The 22682-nt window shown below is 70.2% G+C and carries 24 protein-coding genes and 2 tRNA genes; 15 read left to right on the top strand and 11 right to left on the bottom strand.

Annotated elements, in window-relative coordinates:
• Positions 1 to 215: 215 nt before the first annotated feature.
• From ACFY29_RS08645 to ACFY29_RS08630, 4 genes are all read left to right on the top strand, one after another.
• Positions 216 to 288, top strand: a tRNA-Asn gene (locus ACFY29_RS08645).
• A 194-nt stretch (positions 289 to 482) separates the two neighbouring features.
• Positions 483 to 2606, top strand: coding sequence for an MMPL family transporter (locus ACFY29_RS08640; RefSeq protein ID WP_386984396.1), 2124 nt, complete (start codon positions 483 to 485; stop codon positions 2604 to 2606).
• Positions 2596 to 3834, top strand: coding sequence for an NAD(P)/FAD-dependent oxidoreductase (locus ACFY29_RS08635; protein ID WP_386984394.1), 1239 nt, complete (start codon positions 2596 to 2598; stop codon positions 3832 to 3834). Before ACFY29_RS08640 ends, ACFY29_RS08635 begins: the two co-directional genes overlap by 11 nt.
• 140 nt (positions 3835 to 3974) lie before the next feature.
• Positions 3975 to 4051: transfer RNA gene (locus ACFY29_RS08630), tRNA-Ile, on the top strand.
• 14 nt (positions 4052 to 4065) lie between these two features.
• On the opposite strand, the gene ACFY29_RS08625 is transcribed toward ACFY29_RS08630, so the two are convergent.
• Positions 4066 to 4287, bottom strand: a complete 222-nt coding sequence (locus tag ACFY29_RS08625) for a hypothetical protein (protein ID WP_386984392.1) — start codon at positions 4285 to 4287, stop codon at positions 4066 to 4068.
• Between the two features lie 36 nt (positions 4288 to 4323).
• On the opposite strand from ACFY29_RS08625, the gene ACFY29_RS08620 reads away from it, so the two are divergent.
• Positions 4324 to 4905, top strand: a complete 582-nt coding sequence (locus ACFY29_RS08620; RefSeq protein WP_386984390.1) for an NUDIX domain-containing protein — start codon at positions 4324 to 4326, stop codon at positions 4903 to 4905.
• 676 nt (positions 4906 to 5581) lie between these two features.
• Here ACFY29_RS08620 and ACFY29_RS08615 read toward each other — a convergent pair.
• The gene (locus ACFY29_RS08615) at positions 5582 to 6349 is read right to left on the bottom strand and encodes a helix-turn-helix domain-containing protein (protein WP_386984389.1); all 768 of its coding nucleotides are present in this window, start codon (positions 6347 to 6349) and stop codon (positions 5582 to 5584) included.
• Between the two features lie 80 nt (positions 6350 to 6429).
• Here ACFY29_RS08615 and ACFY29_RS08610 point away from each other — a divergent pair, with 80 nt between their 5' ends.
• A complete protein-coding gene (locus ACFY29_RS08610; RefSeq protein WP_386984387.1) occupies positions 6430 to 6819 on the top strand; it encodes a nuclear transport factor 2 family protein in 390 nt (129 codons plus the stop codon).
• Positions 6820 to 7095: 276 nt separating this feature from the next.
• Here the strand turns inward: ACFY29_RS08610 and ACFY29_RS08605 are convergent, their stop codons facing one another.
• Positions 7096 to 7740 (bottom strand): site-specific integrase, encoded by a 645-nt coding sequence (locus tag ACFY29_RS08605; protein WP_386984385.1) that lies wholly within the window; start codon positions 7738 to 7740, stop codon positions 7096 to 7098.
• A 75-nt stretch (positions 7741 to 7815) separates the two neighbouring features.
• Between ACFY29_RS08605 and ACFY29_RS08600 the strand changes: the two genes are divergently transcribed.
• Complete coding sequence (locus ACFY29_RS08600) at positions 7816 to 8340, top strand: hypothetical protein (RefSeq protein ID WP_355609583.1); 525 nt, start codon at positions 7816 to 7818, stop codon at positions 8338 to 8340.
• Positions 8341 to 8365: 25 nt separating this feature from the next.
• Here ACFY29_RS08600 and ACFY29_RS08595 read toward each other — a convergent pair whose 3' ends face one another.
• A complete protein-coding gene (locus ACFY29_RS08595; protein WP_386984383.1) occupies positions 8366 to 8797 on the bottom strand; it encodes a hypothetical protein in 432 nt (143 codons plus the stop codon).
• Positions 8798 to 9072: 275 nt separating this feature from the next.
• On the opposite strand from ACFY29_RS08595, the gene ACFY29_RS08590 reads away from it, so the two are divergent.
• Both ACFY29_RS08590 and ACFY29_RS08585 read left to right on the top strand, forming a co-directional pair.
• Positions 9073 to 9228 (top strand): hypothetical protein, encoded by a 156-nt coding sequence (locus ACFY29_RS08590; protein WP_386984381.1) that lies wholly within the window; start codon positions 9073 to 9075, stop codon positions 9226 to 9228.
• A 33-nt stretch (positions 9229 to 9261) separates the two neighbouring features.
• Positions 9262 to 9984 (top strand): PH domain-containing protein, encoded by a 723-nt coding sequence (locus ACFY29_RS08585; protein WP_386984379.1) that lies wholly within the window; start codon positions 9262 to 9264, stop codon positions 9982 to 9984.
• A 606-nt stretch (positions 9985 to 10590) separates the two neighbouring features.
• Here the strand turns inward: ACFY29_RS08585 and ACFY29_RS08580 are convergent.
• From ACFY29_RS08580 to ACFY29_RS08565, 4 genes are read right to left on the bottom strand one after another with little or no spacing between them, the layout of a single operon-like run.
• Positions 10591 to 11091, bottom strand: a complete 501-nt coding sequence (locus ACFY29_RS08580) for a hypothetical protein (RefSeq protein ID WP_386984377.1) — start codon at positions 11089 to 11091, stop codon at positions 10591 to 10593.
• A complete protein-coding gene (locus ACFY29_RS08575; protein WP_386984375.1) occupies positions 11088 to 11678 on the bottom strand; it encodes a CDP-alcohol phosphatidyltransferase family protein in 591 nt (196 codons plus the stop codon). The genes ACFY29_RS08580 and ACFY29_RS08575 overlap by 4 nt, the downstream gene beginning before the upstream one ends.
• The gene (locus ACFY29_RS08570; protein ID WP_386984373.1) at positions 11675 to 11899 is read right to left on the bottom strand and encodes a hypothetical protein; all 225 of its coding nucleotides are present in this window, start codon (positions 11897 to 11899) and stop codon (positions 11675 to 11677) included. Before ACFY29_RS08570 ends, ACFY29_RS08575 begins: the two co-directional genes overlap by 4 nt.
• On the bottom strand, positions 11900 to 12241 hold the full coding sequence (locus tag ACFY29_RS08565; RefSeq protein ID WP_386984371.1) for an ArsR/SmtB family transcription factor: 342 nt from the start codon (positions 12239 to 12241) through the stop codon (positions 11900 to 11902).
• Between the two features lie 164 nt (positions 12242 to 12405).
• Between ACFY29_RS08565 and ACFY29_RS08560 the strand changes: the two genes are divergently transcribed.
• Both ACFY29_RS08560 and ACFY29_RS08555 read left to right on the top strand, forming a co-directional pair.
• Positions 12406 to 12636, top strand: coding sequence for a hypothetical protein (locus ACFY29_RS08560; RefSeq protein WP_386984369.1), 231 nt, complete (start codon positions 12406 to 12408; stop codon positions 12634 to 12636).
• 172 nt (positions 12637 to 12808) lie between these two features.
• Entirely contained in the window at positions 12809 to 13792 is a 984-nt protein-coding gene (locus ACFY29_RS08555) for a hypothetical protein (protein WP_386984368.1), read from the top strand.
• A gap of 30 nt (positions 13793 to 13822) precedes the next feature.
• Here ACFY29_RS08555 and ACFY29_RS08550 read toward each other — a convergent pair whose 3' ends face one another.
• Entirely contained in the window at positions 13823 to 14716 is an 894-nt protein-coding gene (locus ACFY29_RS08550) for a LysR family transcriptional regulator (protein ID WP_386984366.1), read from the bottom strand.
• 104 nt (positions 14717 to 14820) lie between these two features.
• On the opposite strand from ACFY29_RS08550, the gene ACFY29_RS08545 reads away from it, so the two are divergent.
• Positions 14821 to 15753 carry a DMT family transporter gene (locus ACFY29_RS08545; RefSeq protein ID WP_386984364.1) on the top strand — a complete coding sequence of 311 codons (933 nt, stop codon included), beginning with the start codon at positions 14821 to 14823 and terminating at the stop codon, positions 15751 to 15753.
• A 41-nt stretch (positions 15754 to 15794) separates the two neighbouring features.
• Here ACFY29_RS08545 and ACFY29_RS08540 read toward each other — a convergent pair whose 3' ends face one another.
• A complete protein-coding gene (locus ACFY29_RS08540; protein ID WP_386984362.1) occupies positions 15795 to 16622 on the bottom strand; it encodes a helix-turn-helix domain-containing protein in 828 nt (275 codons plus the stop codon).
• Between the two features lie 132 nt (positions 16623 to 16754).
• On the opposite strand from ACFY29_RS08540, the gene ACFY29_RS08535 reads away from it, so the two are divergent.
• The 3 genes from ACFY29_RS08535 (at position 16755) to ACFY29_RS08525 (ending at position 21742) form a co-directional block, all read left to right on the top strand.
• Positions 16755 to 17483, top strand: a complete 729-nt coding sequence (locus ACFY29_RS08535; protein ID WP_386984360.1) for an Atu4866 domain-containing protein — start codon at positions 16755 to 16757, stop codon at positions 17481 to 17483.
• A 26-nt stretch (positions 17484 to 17509) separates the two neighbouring features.
• Positions 17510 to 18847 carry an amidohydrolase family protein gene (locus tag ACFY29_RS08530; RefSeq protein ID WP_386984359.1) on the top strand — a complete coding sequence of 446 codons (1338 nt, stop codon included), beginning with the start codon at positions 17510 to 17512 and terminating at the stop codon, positions 18845 to 18847.
• Positions 18848 to 19084: 237 nt separating this feature from the next.
• Positions 19085 to 21742 carry a helix-turn-helix transcriptional regulator gene (locus ACFY29_RS08525; protein ID WP_386984358.1) on the top strand — a complete coding sequence of 886 codons (2658 nt, stop codon included), beginning with the start codon at positions 19085 to 19087 and terminating at the stop codon, positions 21740 to 21742.
• Here ACFY29_RS08525 and ACFY29_RS08520 read toward each other — a convergent pair.
• Positions 21737 to 22678: a GNAT family N-acetyltransferase gene (locus tag ACFY29_RS08520; RefSeq protein ID WP_386984356.1), complete on the bottom strand. Its 942-nt coding sequence runs from the start codon at positions 22676 to 22678 to the stop codon at positions 21737 to 21739. The genes ACFY29_RS08525 and ACFY29_RS08520 overlap by 6 nt on opposite strands.
• Positions 22679 to 22682: the final 4 nt, after the last annotated feature.

Here is a 22682-nt window from a genome sequence, read left to right as displayed (position 1 = left end):
TCTGTCCGCAGCTAACTACCCATCCTGCTCTCCGCTCAAGCCTGCTTGTGCCGGGATGACGATTTACCCGAATTGTCGATGGCTCGCGACGCTGACCTGGACGCCTTGATCAAGGGTGGCCGGGGGCGGAACCCACTGGCCCACCACCGGGGGATGTCCTGTACTCTTGTCCCGTCGCACGGCGTCGGAGAGATCCGGGGTCGGGCGGTGTTCGGTCCCCTGTAGCTCAATTGGCAGAGCAGCCGGCTGTTAACCGGCAGGTTATTGGTTCGAGTCCAATCGGGGGAGCTTCTCCACTCAGCGCCCGTCGGCAAGTACGCCGACGGGCGTCTTCGTGTTCGTACTCCGCGCACCCGTCAGCACGTTGCGTCCCGGTTCGATCCGGTTTCACCCTCCTGCGACGGTTTAGCCCGGCAGGATGGTCGATGTCGACCTAGAATCCCGCTGCGTCGATTGATGCGTCGAATCCTGGATGGGTGCGGATGTCCGGACGAGGGGGCTTCGGCCGGGTCACGCTGATCGCGGTGGCGGTCGTGCTGGCCTGGCTGGTGATCGGCGGCGTGGCTGGGCCGTACTCCGGGCGCCTCAGCGAGGTCGCCACCAACGACAACGCCGCCTTCCTGCCCACCGACGCCGAGGCGACCCGCGCCCAGGACCTCGGCGGCGAGTTCGTCGACCGGCAGACCGTGCCGGCGCTGGTCGTCTACGAGCGGACCTCCGGCATCACCGACGCGGACCGGCAGCGGGTGAGCGCCGACGCCGCCCTCTTCGCCCAGGTGCCCGGCGTGGTCACCCCGCTGTCCCCACCGATCCCCAGCGAGGACGGCCAGGCGCTCCAGGTCGTCGTGCCGGTGGACGACGCCGCGGGCGAGGAGATCGAAACCGTCGTCGAGCGACTGCGCGACATCACCGGTGGTGACCGGGACGGGCTCACCGTGGACGTCGCCGGACCAGCCGGCCTGCTCGCCGACCTGATCGAGGTGTTCTCCGCCATCGACGGGCCACTGCTGCTGGTCACCCTGGTCGTGGTGCTGATCATCCTGCTGATCGTCTATCGCAGCCCGGTGCTCTGGATCTTCCCGCTGCTGGCCGCCGGCATGTCGTACGCGCTGGCCTCGGTCTTCGTCTACCTGCTCGCCGACGCCGACGTGGTCAAGCTCAACGGGCAGGCCCAGGGCATCCTCACCGTGCTGGTCTTCGGCGCCGGCACCGACTACGCGCTGCTGCTGATCGCCCGCTACCGGGAGGAGCTGCACCGGCACGACCACCCTTGGGAGGCCATGCGTACGGCGTGGAAGGGCGCCGCGCCGGCCATCATCGCCTCCGGCGGAACGGTCATCGTCAGCCTGCTCTGCCTGCTGCTGTCCAGCCTCAACTCCAACCGGGCGCTCGGCCCGGTCGCCGCCATCGGCATCGCCGCCACCCTGCTGGTGATGCTCACCTTCCTGCCCGCGTTGCTGGTGCTCGGCGGCCGATGGGCGTTCTGGCCCCGGCGGCCCCGGGCCGACCAGGCCGACCCGCGCGCCGAGCACGGCATCTGGAGCCGGATCGCCGGCTTCGTCGCCCGGCACGCCCGACCGGTCTGGCTGATCACCGCCGCCGTACTGGCCCTCCTCACGCTCGGCCTCACCCAGCTCGGCGCCACCACCCTCGGCCAGTCCGACCTGTTCACCCAGCGCACCGACTCGGTGGACGGCCAGGAGGTGATCTCCCGGCACTACCCGGCCGGCACCGGCAGCCCGGCCACCATCTTCGCCACCGAGCAGACCGCCCGGCAGGTGGCTCAGGTGGCGCAGGGCGTGCCCGGCGTCGCCGCGGTCCGCCCGGTCAGCGCCGTCCAGCAGACCGGCCCGCCCGACCCGACCACCGCACCGAAGGTCGTCGACGGGCGGGTCCAACTGGAGGCGACCCTGGCCGACCCACCCGACAGCGACGGCGCCGAGCGGACCATCCGCGAGCTGCGGGCGGCCGTACACCAGGTGCCCGGCGCGGACGCGGTGGTCGGCGGCTTCACCGCGATCAACGTGGACACCTCCGACGCCGCCAAGCGCGACCAGAGCGTCATCATCCCGGTGGTGCTGGTGGTCATCGCGGTCATCCTGGCGCTGCTGCTGCGCGCGCTCCTCGCCCCGCTGCTGCTGATCGCCACCGTGCTGCTCAGCTTCGCGGCCACCCTCGGCCTCTGCGCGCTGCTGTTCCGCTACGCCTTCGACTTCCCCGGGGTGGACACGTCCTTCCCGCTCTTCGCGTTCGTCTTCCTGGTCGCCCTCGGCATCGACTACAACATCTTCCTGATGAGCCGGGTCCGGGAGGAGTCGGTCAGACGTGGCACCCGGGCCGGGGTGCTGGCCGGCCTCGCGGTCACCGGCGGGGTGATCACCTCCGCCGGCATCGTGCTCGCCGCCACCTTCTCCGCGCTGGCCGTCCTGCCGCTGGTGGTACTGGTCGAGCTGGGCACCGCGGTCGCCGTCGGGGTGCTGATCGACACCATCATCGTCCGGTCGCTGCTGGTGCCCGCGCTCGCGTACGACATCGGGCCGAAGGTCTGGTGGCCGGGCCGGTTGTCCCGGGCCAACGGTGAGCGGGAGGCGCGCGATGCTGGCTGAGACCGACGTCGTCATCGTCGGCGGCGGTCTGGCCGGCCTCGCCACCGCCCGCCGCCTGCACCGCGCCGGCGTGCCCTGGCGGCTGCTGGAGGCCGGCGGCCGACTCGGCGGCCGGGTCGCCACCGACATCGTCGACGGCTACCTGATCGACCGCGGCTTCCAGGTGCTCAACACCGCCTACCCTCGGCTCGGCACGCTGCTGGACACCAAGCGGCTCAACCTCGGGTACTTCACCCCCGGGGTGCTGGTGCGCAAGGGTGACGACCTGCTGCGGCTGGTCAACCCGCTGCGCGTACCGACCGGCGGGCCGCGCACCGCGTTGGCCGGCGTCGGCTCCCTGCTCGACCGGGTGCGCTTCGCCACGCTCGCCGCCGGCTGCGCCACCCTGCCCGCATCCCGGCTGCTCACCGCGCCGGAGACCAGCGCCGAGACGGCGCTGCGCCGGGCCGGCCTCTCCGACGCGATCATCGAGGAACTGCTGCGGCCGTTCCTGTCGGGCGTGTTCATCGACCGGGAGCTGGCAACCTCCAGTCACGTGCTGGCGATGGTGCTGCGGTCCTTCGCCCGCGGCCGGATCGGCCTGCCCGCCGAGGGGATGGCGGCGCTGCCCAGTGCCGTCGCCGATCCGCTGCCGGCCGACCTGATCGACCTGGACAGCCCTGTCACCGAGGTCGCACCCCGCCGGGTCCGCACCCAGACCGGCGACATCCGCTGCCGGGCCGTCGTGGTCGCCGTCGACCCGCCCGCCGCGTCCGCGCTGCTGCCGACCCTGGCGACGGTACGGATGCACAGCTACACCACCTACTACCACAGCGCGCCCGAGCCACCGCTGACCGAGCCGATCCTGCTCGTCGACGGCGACCGGCGGGAGATCGTCACCAACACCGTGGTGCTCAGCAACGCCGCCCCGACGTACGCGCCGACCGGCCGGCACCTGGTGGCCACCTCCGTGGTCGGCCCGAGTGCCCCGCCCGAGCCGACCGTACGGGCCGAGTTGACCCGGCTGTACGGCCGGTCCACCGCCGACTGGACGCACCTCACCACCGTGGCCGTTCCGGACGCGCTACCCGCCGCGCTCCCACCGCAGGGGCGGCTGCGCAAGCCGGTGGCGCTCGGGGAGGGCCTGTTCGTGGCCGGTGACCACCGGGACAGCCCGTCCATCCAGGGCGCGCTGGCCAGCGGCTGGCGCGCCGCCGGGGCCGTCCTGGCGGAACTGCGCGCCGGGTGACAGGCTGCTGCCCGGCGGCCCCGGACAGGCGGCAGCGCGCTGTTATATTCCTGTTGCCCATCGTGCGGTTGAGGCGTGGGCGCCGGCCGGCTCGGTGCTGGCCGCTGACCGCCGGGCGGGATAAGATCCGGCGCGGTGTCGGGGCGGTAGCTCAGCCGGTTAGAGCAGGGGACTCATAATCCCTCGGTCGCGGGTTCGAGTCCCGCCCGCCCCACCAAGCAAAAGCCCTGGTCAGCCATGCTGTCGGGGACCCGGACGCACCGCATCGAGGTCTGGACCGACGCCCTCAGTCCGCACTGAGTCCGCAGCAGCACGACCTGCCGCCTGGTCGAGGCGGTCCGCCACCTGGTCCAGGTCGTCTTCGAACAGGTCCGCGTACACGTCCAGCGTCATGGCCGCCGAGGCGTGCCCGAGCATCCGCTGCACCGCCTTGACGTTCGCGCCCTCGGCCACCGCGAGACTGGCGCTCCACCTGGACCCCGTCCGGGGATGCTGGACGGTCTACGACTGCCCGACGAGGAGATCCGCCGCTCCGTGGTTAGCGCGGCAACGCCACGCTTCTGGTTTGATCACCGGATGGGTTATGTCGGTTCCTACACCTGGCAACTTCGACAGTTGGTCGGGTCTCGACTGCTGCTCATGCCCGGAGCTCAGGTCGTTCTCCTCGACGCGGCTGAGCACGTCTTGTTCCAGCGACGTCGTGATTCTGGTTTGTGGGAGATACCGGCAGGGGCCGCCGAGCCAGGAGGAAGCTTCGTCGGTACCGCGATCGATGAGGTCCGAGAGGAGACCGGACTCATAGTCGACAGCTCCGATCTCGCCGCCTTCGGTTGCCTATCTGAGCCGGATGCTCACGTCATCACCTATCCCAACGGGGACCGGATGCACTGCTTCGCCATGTGCTTTGAAGCGCGACGATGGTCAGGCGTGATCGAGCCGGAGAGCACGGAGGTGCTCGAAGTGGCTTTCGCTGACCCCGCAACGCCACCCGGCCCGCTGCAAGCACAGACCCGAGTTGTCCTGGAAATGCACGCCGCGTATCGCCTGACTGGTCGGTTCCAAGCCAGGTGACGCCTGGACTCACGGGCCATCGGTGGGCCAGTAGCCATGGCACCCATCGGGCACGAGCGGGCGCGAGAGGCAAACGGGTAGGCCCCTGGGTGCAGGCGTTTCGGGCATCACGACCAGTTGAGCACGCTCTTCCAAACTGACGATCTGCCTTCGCGGGCCGCTTGAAACTAGTTCCCACCGCCACCTGCATCGTCGCCAGCGCCTCCGTCCGGCGGAGGGTGAAGCAAATCAGGGGGCCCGTCGTCGGACCGGGAGCTTCGTGGCTTCAACAGAGCGATCACCATGAGCACCAGGAGGGGCAGCAGGATCGCGACAACGATAACAAGCCTCACCGTCTCGATCACTGACACCACGAAACGAGCCTACGATCGCCTGGGGGTGGAGTCCAGGCGGCGCAGTCCGCATCTGGTCCGCAAGAGGGCGACGGACAGCGGGGGAGTGGTGAGAGATGTCGAGAGGCGTTTCCGCTGCTAGACCACCACATGCCCAGGTCGACGGATCGTCCATTTTGATCTCATAATCCCTCGGTCGCGGGTTCGAGTCCCGCCCGCCCCACCAATAGCGCTGAGTTGGGCAACGTAAAACCGGATGTAGCGGTGCCCGAACCGCTGGGGTAAGTGCCTCGTGAGCAGGCTGGCCGTCACCACCGCGCTTTTATCTGCGGCAGGACAGTGCGCTATTCCGTGAAGTAGGCGGCACTCTCCGCGTCCGCCGGGTAGTAGGACTCGATCGCGACCTCGTCCAGCGTGATGTCCATCGGGGTGCCGAACGTGGTGATGGTCGAGAACAGCCGCAGCTCCCGTCCGCCGATGCGAAGGATCATCGGGATCACGACGTCTGACTCGATCCGCTCGCTCGACGGACCCGTGGGTTCGGGCGCGAGCAGTTCTTCGTAGAGCGCGGTGAGCTCGGGGTCGGGTGCGATGGCGAGCTGGCGCGTGATCCGGTTGCGGAACACCGCTCGCACGTCGGCCAGGTTGACGACCATGGGCGCGAACCCGCGCGGATCCAGTCCCAGCCGCACCAGGTTGACCGGCGGCCGTAACAGGTCGGGCGCAACCCGCGCGAAGAACGGGTCGACGGCGCGATTGGTCATCACGATGTTCCACCGGCGATCGAATACCAGCGCCGGGTACGGCTCGTGCGCGCGAAGCACCCGCCGGACCGCGTCGAAGGCCGCCGACAGTGCGTCGTCGTCGAGTGGACGCTCATCGTGCCGAGGTGCGAAGCCGGCGGCGAGCAGGAGCCGGTTGCGATCACGCAGCGGAACGTGGAGCTGCTCCGCGAGCCGGAGGATCATATCGGCGCTCGGCCTGGACTTGCCGGTCTCGACCAGGCTGACGTGACGAGCCGAGACGTCCGCGGCAATCGCGAGGTCAAGTTGGCTGAGCCCTCGGCGCTGACGCCACTGCCGCAGGAGTTCCCCCACCGTGTACACGATCATGGAGCGTACTCATCTTCGAGCCGGACGCCATGAAGTCCGATGTCATCGACAACCGAAGCGGCCGCGGAAACACTGCGTTCATGACCACCGAGAACAAGAGCATCGTCCAACGGGCGCTGGCAGGACTGATCGAGACCGGCGACGTCGACGCGCTCGCACCGTTCCTCAGCGACGACTTCATCCACCACCGACCGGGCACGACCACCTCGACCAAGTCGGAGTGGCTCGCCGCCGTCGACGCCGCGCTGGTGCCGCTCGCCGGCATTCAGGTCGAGATTCATCAGGTGCTGGCCGACGGTGATCACGTCGTGGTGTACTCGCGGCGGTGGCTTCCCGACGCGGGACCGGAGATCGCGGTCGTCGACATCTGGCGGATTGGCGACGGGCTGATCGTCGAGGGGTGGGAGATCATCGAGCCCGTCGCTCAGGTGGCCGCCAACCTGGTGTGGTGGGAACCTGCTCAGCACTGAACATGCGTGAGCCACCTGCGATGCGGGCCTCGCTGAACGACAGGCCAGGTCCGCATTCCTGCCATGATCGAATATCTGGGGCGAAGCGCCGTAAACCCCTCCGTGGCGGTGCGAGAACCGAGGGCAGCACCACCGATGTTGGCGGTGCGGCGGGTGACCAGCCAAACCGGTCAGGGCATGCATCGGCGTACGGCCGCTAGCGTCACGATCGGGCCCTGAACAGGGTGAATGAGGTTCGGGTTCTGCCACATCTGGTCCACCAAGCAAAATCCCTGGTCAGCCATGCTGCCGACGACCCGGACGAACCGCATCAAGATCCGGACCGAGGCCCTCAGTCCGCACTGAGTCCGCCGTAGCACGACCCGCCGCCCGGTCGAGGCGGTCCGCCACCTGGTCCAGGTCGTCCTCGAACAGGTCCGCGTACACGTCCAGCGTCATCGCCGCCGAGGCGTGCCCGAGCATCCGCTGCACCGCCTTCACGTTGGCGCCCTCAGCCACCGCCAGACTGGCCGCAGTATGCCGCAGCTCGTGTGGTGTCAGGCCGGCGAGCCCGATCGACTCCGCAGCCTGATCGAAGACCCGGCGACGGAAGTTGTTGTTCCGCAACACCTCGCCAGCCGGGGACGTGAACACCAGCTCGTCGCCATTGCGGCCGGCGATCTGCGCGGACATCGGCTCTACCAGGCACCGGGGGAGCGGCACCGACCGGCGTTGATGCGTCTTCGGCGTATCGAACACCGCCCGACGGTTGACCTCGGTCACCGACTCCGCCACCAGCGGCCGACGCTTCACCAGGTCCACGCGCCGCACCCGCAGCGCCGCCAGCTCACCGCAGCGAAGCCCCGTGTAGGCGAGCACCCGGATGATCAGCCCATGCGGCTCTGCTGCCGCCGCCAGCTCGCCCAGGAGATCTGCTCTCATGGAATCGACGGGCCACGCACTAGCATCCGTTCTCATGACTACGGGAAGTCCACGACGGAGGTGACCCGGCGACGAATGTCCACCCTCGTCGTCGTCGGGTCCAGCCTGCTGCTAGCGCTGAGCGGCCTGGCACGGCTGGGGCAGGTGGCCGCGGAGGCGGTCAACCAGGACGCGTACTTGACGGCGCACGAGCGGGTAGGCGCGCCGAGTACGTTCGCCGCCCTGCCGATGATGTTCCTCATCGGCGTCGGCCTGGTCGTGTCGCTGGTCGCGCTCGCCATCCTGCTGCTGGCGTTGGTCAACCTCGTCGGCAGGAACTGGACCCGGATCGTCACCTGGATCGTCGGCGGCGTGACGCTGGCGGTGGCGGGGTGCTGGCGGGCCCTGGCCCTCATCCCGGCCCCTTCAGGAGAGGTCCCGGAGGTGACCGAGTGGGACAGCGTCAAAGCGGTCGCCGGTCAGCTGATACCCGCGTGGGTTGAGCCCGTAGCCACCGTTACGGGGTTCGTGGCGTCGCCCTCGCTGCTGGTCGCCCTCGTGCTGCTCGCCCTGCCGCCCGCCAACGCCTTTTACCGGCGGCGCCACGTGCTCACCGACTGACCGAGGCTGCCCTTTCAAACGGCGGCTAGCCACCGGCGGCGCTGGTCCCATCGCCTCCATTGCAGCCCAGGTCGCGGGCAAGTTCGCCGATCAGCACCTTGGGCCGGCGCCGCAGCCACCATGGGTCAGTCACGCCGAACGGCCAAAAGGCCGCACCATCGTCGACGGTTACCTCGCGGAACTTTTCGTCCAGCTGATCCACAATGACTTGCCAGTTCTCCCGCACGGGCTCGGTGAGCAAGGGCAGCGCCTGATCAAGCCATTCGCGGCAGACCAGGTCGTTCCTGTACTCGTCGGTACACCAGTCATAGCCTTCACGGATTTCCTCGATCAGTCCGGACCACCCTTCCACCATCTGCGGAAGGCTGAAGGCCCTTCGCCAACCCCGTTCGCGCAGCACTTCCCCTACGCGTAAGGCAGATTGGTAATCCTCGCGGCTGAGGTTCTGGCTCTCCACCGTCCCATCATGCATCCACGGGTCACCTGACCCCAGTCAGAGCCAGCAGCACGCGCAGCGGCTATCCCTACCAGAAACAGCGACCCGTCCACAGCACGAGGTGAACAGCTACCGGGATCACGCCGCCCGTTCTTCCGGATCAGGGTGACGTGCCAGTAGCCGGTACCCCGAATGGGCGCGAGCGGGCACGACCTGTGACCAGGCCCCCGTCCACGAGCAGGCGTTTCGGGCATCCGGGCCGGTGGTCTTCGTCCTCTCAGACTGAAGGTGTGAGTATGCGGTTGATCGACTTGGTGGAGCGCCTAGACCAGTTCCCCGAAAAGGTGACGATCTACGCCGGCCGACCCTGGTCCCCGGAGGCACGCGTGGAGGCTCTGGTGGACGATGAGAACCAGCGGTCTGACTACCTGCTTGAAGTCCCAGACATCTGACGGCGGCTGGACGCCGTCGGTCACCATGGCGGCATGGGTAGATGGCAGCGCCCGTACTCTCTCGACGCCGCGACCGGCTTCGCGATGCTGGGGCTGGTCGGGGTGGCTGGTTTCACCACGTTCCTCGCGATCGTGTATGTGCGCGAGCGGGCGGTGCCTGCGCCGGTTGCGGTCCTTTTCGGGGCGTGGCTGGCCGTTTGTTTCGCCGTCGCCGTACGGCAGACGATGCTTGGCGTCTACGTCAGCGCCGGCGGCATCCGGTCCCGGACCCTTCTGCGCACGACCACGGTGCCCTGGGAATCGGTGGCGGCCATCCACAGCGGTATCGCCACCATCGCAGGTCTGGACATGGGCCGCTCCGCGATCATCATTGAGCGAACAGACGGGGTGCCGGTCCAGACTGCGCTCCAGCGCGGTGACATGCTCCGGCCGTTCACGTTCCGGCCCGAGTTGGGGCGGCTGGCCACCTGGCCAGAGCACTATGACGAAATCCTGACGACACTGCGAGCACACCACCGCGACGTGCAGCCCCGGCATCGTGCGCAGACCGGTGGGCCTGCGGGGCCCTCCACCGCTGGTGCCGGGACGACGAGCCCATCCGCCGGAGCCGGCTCGCGCCGCATCACCCGTGGTGGTCCAACCGCTGACCAGCGGCGGAACATCCACGCGCTGACCCGGCAACACCAGCGTGGTGCGCTCACCGACGCCGAGTTCGCCGCAGCACTGGCGAAGATCCAGCGCACCAGCGGTACCTAGCAGGCGCAACGGAGGCGGTTGGCCCGATACCACGAGCAGACCTTCGTGACATCGTGCGACCCCGCAAATTGGTGCCGGAGCTGCTCCTGCCCGTCGGTTTAGAGGTCTGGCCGGAACTCGACCACACGAGGCAGCAAGTTCCGCCATTGGGTACCGACCGGGTGGAGCAACGCGGCGACGCCGTTCTTTAGGGTCCACAGTCTTGGCGGCGATGAGGCTCTTCGTCGGCCTCTAACCGGTGGTTGTGGAGCACAGGGTGATGATCGAGATAGAGCGGCCACGCACCCTCTGCTGTTCCTCACCAGCGGATGCGGCCGGTGGTCAAAGCGTGCAGGACGTCGCCAGTGGGACAGTCGGCACCGCGCTTTATCGGCGGCAGAAGAGCGCACGTGATCTTGGACGCGAGGTCCGCTGATCCAGTCGAATGCAAAGGGGCGCCGGGATTGGCGAGAGCGTTCGTACGCGGAGGATCGCGGTTCGTATTGTGCCTTTGCTTTGTGCGGTGCGAGCACGCCAAACCGTTTTGTGGCCGCGGACCACTGTGGCCCTGCTGTTGTATCGGCGTCGGGACAGTGCCCATGTCGATGCCGGGCCGGCGGCCACCGTTCAGTAGTCGGCGAGCTGCGGGGCCAGCGCGATCGTTACGAAGCGGATCGCTCGGCCCAGCAGGCACGTCGCCGCGAAGGCGACCGGGCGCATGGGTGTGCGGCCCAGGTAGACGCTGGCGGCCAGCAGCGGTGGAAATCCGGTGACGGCGCTGACCAGCAGCACCCCGGTCGCCTGGCGGGGGCGTTCCATCACCTCGACGAGTCGCGCACCGGCCGCCTTCGGACGCGCGAGGATCGTGCCCAATCGGCCTGGTGGCTCCGGCGCGGTGGGCGGGCGTCTGCTGAGCCGGCGTTGCAGCCAAGTCGAGCGGATCGCGCCGCGCGCACCGAGGAAGATCAGGACCTTGCCGGCAGTCTGACCGGCTGCGGCGGCTACGCCGAGCGCCACGGGCGGCGTGCCGGTCGTCGCTACGACCGCGATCAGGTACGGCTCGGCCGGGGTGAACGGCAGGAAAGCCGACAGGAGCCCGACGGCCGCAGCCGCCAGGACGGCGATCATGGCCGGGTGTGCGGCAGGCCCGCCGGCAACTTGGCGGCGCAGACCAACGAGACGACCTTCACCGCGGCGACCCCGAGGGCGAACGTGACGGCCGCGGCCATCGGCGCGAAGATCGCCAGGATCACCACCGCGGCGGTGTTCAGCGCCTTTGCCGGCGGAGACCAGTTCCACCGGTAGATGCGGCGATCGACGCAGGCGAAGTAGTTCGGGCTCAGCAGCGGCCAGCGCAGGAACATCAGGCTCAGCAACTGGTCGATGACCATGAACTGGACCAGAAACACCGCGACCGGCAGGGCGGTGGCGGGCCGCAGCACGACCAGTGCGGCGGCACAGGCCGAGGTGCAGGCACGGTCCGCGACGATGTCGAAGACCGCGCCGGTGCGCGTCTCCTGTCCCAGCCCCCGGGCGGCGACGCCGTCGAGGATGTCACCGATCCAGTAGATCAGGTACGCGGCGACGAGCAGGTGGGCGCTGCGGTGGGTCAGCGCTGCCACGGCGAGCCCGACGGAGCTGGCCGTTCGTACGGCGGTGATGACGTTGGGAACGTTGAGTAGTGTGACCGGCGGACTGAGGCCGAGGGCGGTCATTCGGCGTCCTTGAGGATGCGTTGCATGTCCGCGGTGCGCCGGTTCAGATCGGCCAACTGCGCGCTCACGTCGGTGAGCAGGCGCTGTGTTTCGGCGGCCTGCTCGGCGTACTGCCGCTGCAGTTCGTTCGACACCGTAGCCCGCTTGCGGACGCCCGCATACCAGACAACCGAGATGAGCAGGGCGGCGATGACGACGAGGAAGACCGAGCCGACGTCCATCTAGATTTTTCCTTTCGGTACGGCGTCGCCGTCTCCGGCGGTGCTCAGGGTCGTGGCGGCAGCCGCCACCACGTCAGGCGTGAGGTGCAGCGAGAACGGCGTGGCCTCGTAGTACTTGAGTGCCTTGCCGTCCTCGGACAACTCCAGATGCGCGGTGACCAGCCCGGCCTTTTCCAACTTTTTGAGGTGCACCTGCAGCAGTGCGCGGCTGATGCCCAGATCGCGGGCGAGCTGTGAGACGTAGGCGCGTCCGCCGGTCAGTGCGGCGAGCACACGCAGTCTGTGCGGACTGGCCAGAGTGGCAAGGACCTCGATCAGCCGATCGCCGCTCAGCTCTCCCATAGCTCACCTTGGCTCATGCCAACTATTATTGGCATGAGCAAGCGCGTCCGTCAACTCCGAAGCGGACCGACGCGCGAGGCGCAAGATCTCACCGACCCATGTGCGAGATCCGTGCTCCGTTCGGAGTCTTTCCTGCTCCCTGCGCCACGGCCCACACTGAGTGCATGGGCACGACTCAGGACCCGAATCCAGACCGCGACTGGCTGAAGCGCAGCTACGTGGATACGAGCACCAACCCGTACTCCATCGACGCGCGGACGGAGATGATGGGCCGCCTTGCTGAGGGCACCGGAGGCAGCCGAGCCACCCGGACAGTCATGCGCGCCGTCGCCGGCATCACGCTGGTCGCGATCGCTTTGTCGATTGTCCTGGGGGTCCTGAACCTGGTGGGGTGAGCCGCCCGGGCCATCGATGGGCCAGTAGCAATCGGGTCGAACGGTTACCAGCCGGCACGAGAGGTGAGCGGGCGACGGTCAACGATGAGGGCTGACCGGCCGAGCATGCACCGGCCTGGTTGCCCTGACGAGGCCGGTCTCTGCCCTGTTGCCCGGCGGATAGCATCGCGCGATGCAACCGACCTACGTGACTTTCGCCCAGAAACCGGCGTCGACCGCGAACGCCGTCCTGAGCATCAACCGTGGCACCGAGGCCGGGAGACATCTCAAGCTGGACGCCGACGGCTCCGTGGAGATGACGTTCGACGTTCCGGCGGCGGACGCCAACGGGGAAGCCACCCTGGGGATCGTGGCGCTGGTGTCGAAGCTGGGCAGTGCGGTCGGGTTCGCGCCGCTCGACATCTCCGTCAACGATCGGTGCCTGGTGCACGGCTGGCACATCCCGGGCGGGGGAGACCTCTTTCAGCACATGGACTTCGCCATACCCGCTGGCCGGCTGCGGCCGGGCGCGAACAAGCTCCGGCTGGCCAGTGCCGTTGACGCCCGCAGCATGCTCTGGCTCAACCGGATCACCATCGACGCCGTGTTCGACCGGGGCCGGTCCGCGCGGGCCATGGACCAGCGCGAGGCCGAGGAACCGGTGCTCCGGTACTCGACCCGCACACTGCAGGCCATGGGCGGCGCGTGGCAGCCCGGCCCGACGGTCATCGCGTACGTGGACCGCGGCGAGCAGAGCCTGCTCGCAGACCTCGCCTGGGCAGACGCTTCCGGCGCGGAGTACGCGGTCACCTTCACCGCCGAGCTGGACGGCTTCTACGGCTGGTGCCGGCCGGCTGGTGCGGAGTCGCCGCACGAGTTGCGCGGCTCGCTGACCGGGCGGTGGCGGGCCGATCACCCCGACGCCGGCATGGCGAAACACTGGTACCACACGGAGGAGGGATGGGGCGGCGGCTGGTACCGCTCGAACGGGATCACCTTCGCGATCGGTGCCGACTCGTTGCCATTGGCCAGGGCGAGCTGGCGGGACAAGCGCGGCAACACCGGGACGGTCGCGTTCACCGGCCCCGGCGACGCATTCGTCGGCACCTACCAGCGGGTGGGCGAGGGCGCCATCGGCTACCGCGGCCGCTCGCCCGCACCGACCAAGGGCGAATAGCGCCAGGCTGCTGGCCGGGACGCCCACGTGTCACTCCTTCGTGGCGTCCATGAGGGCGTCGATCAGCGCGCGCAGTGCCGGCTGGGCCAGTGAGATCTCCCGGACCGCGGCGTAGATCCTCCTGATCGGCTCTGGACGGCGGACCGGGCGGGTGGCGACGCCGGGATGGCGGGTGCCCAGCCCGAGTCGGGGGATCAGGCTGACGCCGAGGCCGGCTGCGACGAATCCCTGGGCCGTGGCGTAGTCCTCCGACCTCGCGACAAAATCCGGACTGAAGCCTGCTGCGGCGCAGGCGTCGGTAATTGGCTCCAGGCAGGGGCCGGGCGGTTCGCTGCCGACCCACGGTTCGCCGGCGAGGTCGGCCAGGTCGATCACCTGTTGTGCGGCGAGCGGGTGTCCGACAGGCAACACAGCCTGATACGCGTCGTCGAGCAGGTGCACCACGCGGATGCCCTGGCGGATTTCGTCGCTCGGTCGGCGGACCACAATGGCCAGGTCGGCGTTGCCCCGCTCCACCTCCGGCAGTGGATCATCCGGATCGGTGAGCTTGGGGTCTATCGCCACGCCCGGATGCTCGCGCCGGAGTCGGGCGAGGGCGGGTGCCAGCAGGGTCGGGCCGACCGAGGCGAAATAGCGGACAGTCAGCCGGCCCGTCCGCCCCGAGCGCAGGTCGGCCAGCGCGGTCTCCGCTTCGGCCACGTGCTGGCTGATGACGGCCGCGTGCCCGACGAGCAGTTGACCGGCCGCCGTGGGCCGCACACCCCGGCCGGCCCGTTCGAGCAGCGCGATCCCGGCCTCCTTTTCCAGGGCCGCCACCTGCTGGCTGACGGCGGAGGGGGTGTAGCCGAGGTGCGCCGCCGCTGCGGTCACCGACCCGCTGGTGACCACCGCCCGCAGCACCTGCATGCGTCTCACATCAAGCATGTAGCACAACTTAACGTAAGTGCAGAATCTTTTGCTTGTCCTTACGGGTTGGGGTGCGGCACCGTTCATGGGGGCCGATCAAGGAGATCAGGGGTGACGGTGTCGTGGGCAGGACATGGGCGTGGGCGCGGGTGGGCGTGCTCGCCCTGCTGTGGGGATCGACCTTTCTCTGGATCGAGCTGGCCCTGGACGCACTGACTCCGGTCCAGGTCACCCTCAGCCGTTGCGTACTCGGATCGGCCGCTCTGCTGGTCGCATGCCTGGCCTCGGGCCGGCGGTTGCCCCGGGGCCGGGGGACCTGGGGTCACATCGTCGTGGCCGCCCTGTTCTGCAACGCACTGCCGTTCGCCATGTTCAGCATCGGCCAGCAGACCATCGACTCGGGGGTGGCCGGCGCACTGAACGCGACGACCCCGCTGTGGTCGCTGCTGATCGGCGTCGTCATCGGAACCGAGCGCGGGCTCCGGCCGGCCCGGCTGGGCGGGCTCCTCCTCGGGTTCACCGGGGTCGTGCTGATCTTCGCTCCGTGGGAGACGACCGGGCCGATCGGCTGGGGCGCCCTCGCCATCGTCGCTGCGGCGGCCAGCTACGCCGTCGGCTTCGCGTACATGGGCCGCAACCTGGTCGGCAAGGGCGTCCCCACCATCTCGCTGTCCGCGGCGCAGCTCATCGCGGCGACCGGCCTGACCGCGGTGACCTTGCCGGCCGGCGGTCTGACGTCGATCGAGATCGGCCCGAAGGCCCTGATCGCCGTCGTGATCCTGGGCGTCGTCGCCACCGGAGCCACCTTCCACCTCACCTACCGGAACATCGCCGCCGAGGGCGCCACCAACACGGCGGCCGTCGGCTATCTGCTGCCGGTGGTCTCGGTGGCGTTGGGGGTCATCGTGCTCGACGAGGACTTCGGCCTCCGGATCGCCATCGGGATGGTGGTCGTGCTCGTCGGGGTCGGTCTGACCCGCCTACACAGCCGGCCGCCGGCACCGACAGACGTGATCCGTCGCCTTCCGCGACAAGAACAGGACGTACGCCAGTGACCGCATCCAGATGGAGTTCGCCGGCGACCTGACGGAAAGCCTCACATGGGCCAGTTGCTGGCGGCCAGCGTGCCCAGCAGCCGAAGCGCCTCAGCGCTTCGGCTGTGCGGCTCCGCGCGGTACACGATCAACTGCTGGCCGGGAGCGCCCCGCACGTCGAACGTGTGATACGACAGCGTCATTTCGCCCACCGCGCCGTGCCGGAACGTCTTCGTCTCGTGCGTCTTGCCCTGCACGTCGTTGCGCGCCCACAGCCGGCGGAACTCCGGGCTGGCCGCACTCGCCTCCTGGACCAGCTCCCGCACCCGCCGGTCGTGCGGGTCATGGCCGAGGGCCAGGCGCAGGTTCGCCACGCACGCCTCGGCGGCTCGCTGCCAGTCGACGAAGAACGTGCCGCCAGCCGGGTCCAGGAAGGTCATCCGGACGATGCTGTCCGCCTCCGCGAAGTCCGCGTAGAACGCATCCGCCAGCGCGTTGCGGGCCAGCAGGTCGAGCCGCCGGTCGATGACGATCGCCGGAGTGTCCGGCCAGGCGTCGAGCAGTTCCCGCAGGCTCTGCTCGACCCGGGGCCGGGCGGGACCCGGCGCGCTGCCGGGCGATATGTCCGCCAGTCGGAAGAGATGGTCGCGGGCGTCCGGTCCGAGGTCCAGCGCCCGGGCCACGGCGTCCAGCACCGAAGCTGACGGGTTGCGCTCCCGTCCCTGCTCCAGACGGGTGTAGTAGTCGACGCTCACCCCGGCCAGCACCGCGACCTCCTCGCGGCGCAGCCCCGCGACCCGCCGGACGCCGCTGGACACGAGGCCGACGTCGCCCGGCGTGAGCCGGGCACGCCGAGCGGTGAGGAACGTCCCGAGCGCGGTGGTTGGCATGCCACCAACGGTAACCAGGCTGGCTTCGACCAGGCAGGGTGCGCCGCACCCCGGTTACGCCCGGTCTGGTTGCCGGCTCCGATACGTCCGACGGTGGGAGGACCAAACCCCAACCCCTTTCGGAGGTACGTCGTGAGCATCCCGATGCTCGACGAGGCGGTGCTGGCGAGGATTACCGCGAATACCGGTGACCGGCGTCGCCCACTGATGTTCGTCAACGCCACCATCCACACGCTCGACCCGGCGATTGGTGACCTTTCTGCCGCCGACCTGCTGCTCGACGGCGAGGTGATCGTCGGAGTCGGGCCGGGCCTGCACACCGCGGCCGAGGACGACGGCGCGATCGTCGTCGACTGCACCGGACTGACCATCGTGCCGGCGGTCATCGACGGTGTCGCCGTCGCCGGCCTGCGCGCCCGCCCCGCCGACCGGGTCGGCGCGCTCACGCCCGGTAACCCTGCCACCTTCGCCGTGGTCGCCGACCGGACCTCGGGCGCGTCCGTCCTGGAGATGATCGTCTGGTGGCCGGAACAGGCAGCCGCGATCGTCGTCGACGGTGAGATCGCGCTCTTCAACGGCCGCCGGCTCACGCCCGCCCCGATCGAGCCCGACGTCCGCCCGCGGTCGGAGCAGAGCCCGTACCTCGGCATGTGGATCGACGAGAGCGGCTTCGTGCACCAGGAACTCACCGCCGACGGCCGGTACGACGAGACACGGGGTGGTCGGCCACACGCGTACCAGGGGTCGTTCTGGATCGACGGCGACCGGATCGTCTACCACGACGACCTGGGCTTCTGGGCGTACGGCCTGTTCACCGACGGCGTGCTGCACCACGCCGGATACGTGTTCCACCAGCAGTGACCACACGTAGCGAAGGAGACACCCCAATGCTGTTGTTCACCGGAGGCACGGTCGTCACGATGGACCCGCGAATCGGCGACCTGGAGCGAGGTGACGTGCTGGTACGCGGGGACCGGATCGTCGCGGTCGGCCCCGACCTTCGGTCGCATCCGGAAGCGGCGGGCGCCACCGTGATCAACACCGCCGGGCGGATCGTCAGCCCCGGATTCGTCGACACCCACCGGCACGCCTGGCAGGCGCAGTTGCGCCGCAGCATCCCCGACGTGACCGACCTGGGGGAGTACGTGATGTCGACGCTGGCCAGGGTCGCGCCCGCATACACGCCGCACGACATGTACGTGGGCACCCGCCTCGCCGCGCTCACCGCCCTCGATGCCGGCATCACCACGATGCTGGACTTCTCGCACAACTCCCGCACGGCGGCGCATTCGGACGCGGCGATCCAGGCGCTGGTCGACACCGGCATCCGGGGCGTGCACGCATCGATGGGGCCACACTTCGGCGACTGGGACCGCCAGTGGCCCGGCGACCTGGAACGCCTGCATGGGGCGTACCACGGGGTTAGCGACGGCCTGGTGACGCTGCGCCTCGCAGCGCTGGCCACCGATGAGATCGCCGGCCCGGCACTGGCCTACGGGCGGGAACTCGCGGCCGTCGCCCACGATCTCGGCCTCGGTGTCAGTATCGACGCGGTGTTCGGCGCGCCGTCCTCCGCGGCGATCCTGCGCTGGGCCGCCGACGGCCTGCTCGACCCGGGCCTGACCCTTATCCACGCCACCGGCCTCACTGCGGACGCGTGGCGGGCGATGGGCGACGCCGGTGTGACCGTGTCGCTGGCGCCGACCTCCGACGCGCAGATCGGTCTGGAGACGGCGGTGCCCGCGATCGAGGAGGCGCTGGCCGCCGGTATCCGGCCCGGGCTCAGCATCGACGTGGAGGTCGCACTGGCCAGCGACATGTTCACCCAGATGCGAGCACTGCACGCGATCCAGCGCATGCGTGCGGTAAACGCCGCCTACGGCACGGACACCGTGCCGTACCGGATCACCACCCGCGACGTGCTGGACTTCGCCACGCTGCAGGGAGCCCGTACCAACGGACTCGGCGACGTGACCGGCTCCCTCACCCCGGGCAAGCAGGCGGACCTGCTGGTGGTCAGGGCCGATGACATCAACACGATGCCGCTCAACGACGCGGTCGGCACCCTGGTGCTCGGGGCGGACCCCCGCAACATCGAGACCGTCGTGGTGGCCGGACGGATTCGCAAGGCGGACGGGCACCTGGTCGGCGTGGACCTGGACGAGCTGCGCCGGGAGGTGACCGCGTCCCGCGACGCGATCCTGAAGGCCGTCGCCTCGGGGTGATCCGCGACTCGCGGCGGATGCGTCCGGCCCCGGAACGACCGACGCCGCGGGCCGGGCCACCGCCCGACCCGCGGCGCGCGCGGAGTCGGCCGCCGCCGACGCCCAGACGCTCGGCGCGGCGAAAGAAATGCAATCGGCTAGGTTCATGACCTGCGCCTCCGAGGTTCGGCGGGCGGCTGCACGGCGTCGCGTCGGCGCTACGGCGGCCGGCGGGACCGGTGACGACGGGGGTACGTGATGCAGGGCCGGGCGGCCGAGCGCGACCAGATCGACCGGATGCTGGACGCTGCCGTGGACGGCGCGAGCAGCACTCTGCTGGTCCACGGCGAAGCCGGCATCGGCAAGACCGCGCTGCTCGACTACGCCGCCGCTCGCGCGTCCGGGATGCGGGTGCTGCGGATCGATGGCCTGGAGTCGGAGACCGAGCTGGCCTTCGCCGGCCTGCACCAGTTGTTCCTGCCGGTCATGGACCTCGTCGACCAGCTGCCCGGCCCCCAGGCCAGGGCACTGCGGGCGGTCTTCGGGCTCACCGACGACACGGTGCGGGACCGCTTCGTCATCGGCCTGGCCGTGCTCACCATGCTGGCGGAGGCGGCCGGCGAGGGGACGCTGCTCTGCCTGGTGGACGACGTGCAGTGGCTCGACCGGGCATCGGTGGACGCGTTGACGTTCGCCGCCCGCCGGTTGCAGGTCGAGGGCGTCGTGCTGATCTTCGCCGCCCGGGACACCGCCGGCGTGGCCGGGGTCGTCGGGCTTCCCACGCTGCACCTCGCGGGGCTCGACCAGGAGGCCGCCGCGGCACTGGTCGTGGACCTGCCGCCGTACGTCCGGGAGAGGATCCTGGACGAAGCGCAGGGCAACCCGCTCGCGCTGCGGGAACTCTCCGCCGCACTGACTCCGACACAGCGCGCCGGTCAGCTCAGCCCGTTGACGTTGTCCGCGCCCTCGAACCGGGTCCTGGACGCCTTCCAGGATCAGATCCGCCGGCTCCCCGAGGCCACCCGGGCGCTGCTGCTGATGGCAGCCGCGGACGACACCGGAACACTCGACCTGATCCTGCGGGCCGCGGGCGCGACGGTCGGTGACCTGGAGCCTGCCGAGCGCGCCGATCTCATCGTGCTGACCGGCGACGTGCTGCGCTTCCGGCATCCGCTGATCCGGTACGCGGCGTACCAGGGCAGTCCGTTCGCCGGCCGGGTCGCCGCGCACCAGGCGATGGCGGCGGTACTCGTCGCACCCGAGCACGCGCATCGGCGCGCCTGGCAGTTGGCCGCCGCGGCGACCGGGCCGGACGACCGGGTCGCCGACGAGTTGGAGCGGGTCGCGGTCTGGGCCGGCGGCCGGCAGGCGCTCGCGTCGGCTTCCGCGGCGTACGAGCGGGCAGCCCAACTCACGGCCGAGCCGGAGGACCGGGCGCGCCGGTTCATCGCCGCCGCGCAGGCCGCCGCCGACGCGGGCCAGGACGAGCGGGGCGGTCGGCTCGCGGCGATGGTCGAGGTGGCGTCGCAGGACCCCGGCCTGGCCGCGGACCTCGCGCGGGTCCGGGCGGTGGTAGAGCTCGGGTACGGCAGCCCGGACGTCGCCGGCCGCATACTGCTCGACTGCGCCAACCAGATCGGTCCCCGCCGGCCGGACAAACTTCCCGCGCTGCTGGTGGACGCCCTGCACGCCGCGTTCTCCTCCGGGAACGCCGACCTGATCGCGGCGGTAGCGGCCCAGGCCCCCGCGGAGCCGGTGCTGGCCGTGCCCGGCTGCCTGTTCGCCGGCGATGTGCCCGGGGCGCTGCGCGCGCTCCGACCACTCGTGGCGGCGGGCGGTCGCACCGACACCGGGTTCATGGACCGCCTGATGACCGGGATCTACTGCCACCTGACCGCCGATGACGAGACCGCGTACGAGATCGCGACCGAGGCCGTCGACCACTGCCGGGACAGCGGCATGGGTGGGTGGCTGCCCACCGCGCTGCACCTGCTCGCCCGGGTGGAGCTGACCCTCGGGCAGCACGACGCCGCGTCCATGCACGCAGCCGAGGGACTCCGGCTGGCCGAGGGGTACGACCTGGCGCACCGGGCCGCCCACCTGCGCGCCGTCCTGGCGACCCTGGCGGCGGTACGCGGGGAGGAGGAGCAGGCCCGTCGGCTGGCGCGGGACGCGATGTCGTACACCCAGCCACGTGGAATCGGCCGGGCAACGGCGGACGCCCTGTGGGCGCTGGGCCTGCTCGACCTCGGCCTCGGCCGCGCGGACGCGGCGCTGCAGCGGTTCGAGGCGGCGCGGGCGGCATCCGGTCATCCGCTGTTCGGCGCCTTCCTGCTGCCCGATCTCGTCGAAGCGGCGGTGCGCGCCGGGCGACCCGAGCGGGCCGCCGAACCGGTGCGTCTCCTCGACGAGTGGGCCGAGACGACCGGTCGCCCGGCGCTCGCCGCGCTGGCCCACCGCTGTCGTGCCCTGACCGCATCGGACGGCGAGGCGGAGCAGCATTTCGGGTCGGCCGTCCGGCTGCACCGGGGCGGCAGCGCTGTCGACCAGGCCCGGACCGGGCTGCTCTACGGGGAGTGGCTGCGCCGCGCACGCCGGAAACTCGAAGCGCGCGGCCACCTGCGGGACGCACTCGACACCTTCACGGCGCTCGGCGCCGAGCCGTGGGCCCACCGGGCCAGGGCGGAACTGCGGGCCAGCGGCGACGCGGCGGAACCGTCCCTGGGCGGACCGCTCAGCCGGCTGAGCCCTCAGGAACGCGAGGTCGTCCGGTTGGCCGCGACGGGCGCGACCAACCGGGAGATCGCCGCGCAGCTGTTCCTGAGCCCACGAACCGTCGGGCACCACCTGTACCGGGCGTTCCCCAAGCTCGGTGTCACCTCCCGCACCGACCTCGCCACGGTGCTCGCCTCATGACTCCGGGGCCGAGTAGAGCAGCCGGATCTGCGCGGTGCGGTAACCGGCCCGCGCGAACGCCGCGGCCATCGGCACGTTCGTCGTGTCGGTGGTGGCGGTGATCAGCTCGGCCCCCTGCTCGGCGTGGAACCGGGTGATCTCGGCGAGGACGTCGTCGATATAGCGGTGCCCGCGCAGCTCCGGCACCACGCCCAGGTACCCGACATTGCGGTTGTACGGTGTCGCGGACGGGATCGCCAGCCCGGCGAGCGTCCCATCGGCGGTGTGGGCCAGCCGCCACCACGCCCGCTCGCCCGGGCAGTCCAGGTAGAAGTCCATCTCCTCCCGGGCGGTGAGCTCCGGGCCCTTGACCGCAAGGTTCCGGCGGGTCTCGGTGTCCAGGCTGCCCACCGCGATCCGACGGAACACGTCCAGGAACTCCTCGTCGGAGCCCGTCGAGAAGACGAGCCTGCCGCTGGCCGAGGGCACCCCGGCCTCCGGCGTCCACTCCAACCGCAGCCGCTCCACCTCGTCGGTCAGCCCGACCGCCAGCGCCGCTCTGCGCCGCCAGGCCACCGCCGCGGAGACGGACTCATCGGCGCGCCAGTCGTTGGGCAGCGTCAGGTTGTACAGCGGCGGCTTCGGCGCACCCTGCTGCGCGAAGGCCCGCAGCCCCGCGCCGAGGAGGTCGGCCGCGACGGCCGCACGGTCGTCGACAGACGCCTCGACGTGCAGGCAGTCCAGGGCGACCGGGTGCGCGCTGGACGCCTGCCCCCACCACAGCGCGCGGCCCACCACCCGCTGGTCGACCTCGGCGATCCAGGTCCACTCCGGCCGGTACATCCCCTGGCCCAACTCGTCCAGGTAGCGGTCGGCGTCGATCGCGCTGATCGCGTCGTCGATGGAGAAGCCGGTGACCCGGTCGAGATCGGCCCCGGTGGTGGCGCGGAACAACATCGGC

The sequence above is a fragment of the Micromonospora sp. NPDC000668 genome (assembly GCF_042897975.1).
Lineage (GTDB): Bacteria > Actinomycetota > Actinomycetes > Mycobacteriales > Micromonosporaceae > Micromonospora.
The sequence above is the reverse complement of the archived record's forward strand: the minus strand, read 5'-3'. Positions and strand labels throughout refer to the sequence as shown.

Excerpts from the sequence above, each read along its gene's own strand:
- ACFY29_RS08570 (WP_386984373.1), bottom strand. The coding sequence starts at position 11,899 with ATGGACGTCGGCTCGGTCTTCCTCGTCGTCATCGCCGCCCTGCTCATC.
- ACFY29_RS08620 (WP_386984390.1), top strand. The coding sequence starts at position 4,324 with ATGCTGGACGGTCTACGACTGCCCGACGAGGAGATCCGCCGCTCCGTG.
- ACFY29_RS08600 (WP_355609583.1), top strand. The coding sequence starts at position 7,816 with ATGTCCACCCTCGTCGTCGTCGGGTCCAGCCTGCTGCTAGCGCTGAGC.
- ACFY29_RS08585 (WP_386984379.1), top strand. The coding sequence starts at position 9,262 with ATGGGTAGATGGCAGCGCCCGTACTCTCTCGACGCCGCGACCGGCTTC.
- ACFY29_RS08560 (WP_386984369.1), top strand. The coding sequence starts at position 12,406 with ATGGGCACGACTCAGGACCCGAATCCAGACCGCGACTGGCTGAAGCGC.
- ACFY29_RS08550 (WP_386984366.1), bottom strand. The coding sequence starts at position 14,716 with ATGCTTGATGTGAGACGCATGCAGGTGCTGCGGGCGGTGGTCACCAGC.
- ACFY29_RS08580 (WP_386984377.1), bottom strand. The coding sequence starts at position 11,091 with ATGATCGCCGTCCTGGCGGCTGCGGCCGTCGGGCTCCTGTCGGCTTTC.
- ACFY29_RS08590 (WP_386984381.1), top strand. The coding sequence starts at position 9,073 with ATGCGGTTGATCGACTTGGTGGAGCGCCTAGACCAGTTCCCCGAAAAG.
- ACFY29_RS08615 (WP_386984389.1), bottom strand. The coding sequence starts at position 6,349 with ATGATCGTGTACACGGTGGGGGAACTCCTGCGGCAGTGGCGTCAGCGC.
- ACFY29_RS08635 (WP_386984394.1), top strand. The coding sequence starts at position 2,596 with ATGCTGGCTGAGACCGACGTCGTCATCGTCGGCGGCGGTCTGGCCGGC.
- ACFY29_RS08520 (WP_386984356.1), bottom strand. The coding sequence starts at position 22,678 with ATGTTGTTCCGCGCCACCACCGGGGCCGATCTCGACCGGGTCACCGGC.
- ACFY29_RS08555 (WP_386984368.1), top strand. The coding sequence starts at position 12,809 with ATGCAACCGACCTACGTGACTTTCGCCCAGAAACCGGCGTCGACCGCG.
- ACFY29_RS08605 (WP_386984385.1), bottom strand. The coding sequence starts at position 7,740 with ATGAGAGCAGATCTCCTGGGCGAGCTGGCGGCGGCAGCAGAGCCGCAT.
- ACFY29_RS08565 (WP_386984371.1), bottom strand. The coding sequence starts at position 12,241 with ATGGGAGAGCTGAGCGGCGATCGGCTGATCGAGGTCCTTGCCACTCTG.
- ACFY29_RS08610 (WP_386984387.1), top strand. The coding sequence starts at position 6,430 with ATGACCACCGAGAACAAGAGCATCGTCCAACGGGCGCTGGCAGGACTG.
- ACFY29_RS08640 (WP_386984396.1), top strand. The coding sequence starts at position 483 with ATGTCCGGACGAGGGGGCTTCGGCCGGGTCACGCTGATCGCGGTGGCG.
- ACFY29_RS08525 (WP_386984358.1), top strand. The coding sequence starts at position 19,085 with ATGCAGGGCCGGGCGGCCGAGCGCGACCAGATCGACCGGATGCTGGAC.
- ACFY29_RS08530 (WP_386984359.1), top strand. The coding sequence starts at position 17,510 with ATGCTGTTGTTCACCGGAGGCACGGTCGTCACGATGGACCCGCGAATC.
- ACFY29_RS08575 (WP_386984375.1), bottom strand. The coding sequence starts at position 11,678 with ATGACCGCCCTCGGCCTCAGTCCGCCGGTCACACTACTCAACGTTCCC.
- ACFY29_RS08540 (WP_386984362.1), bottom strand. The coding sequence starts at position 16,622 with ATGCCAACCACCGCGCTCGGGACGTTCCTCACCGCTCGGCGTGCCCGG.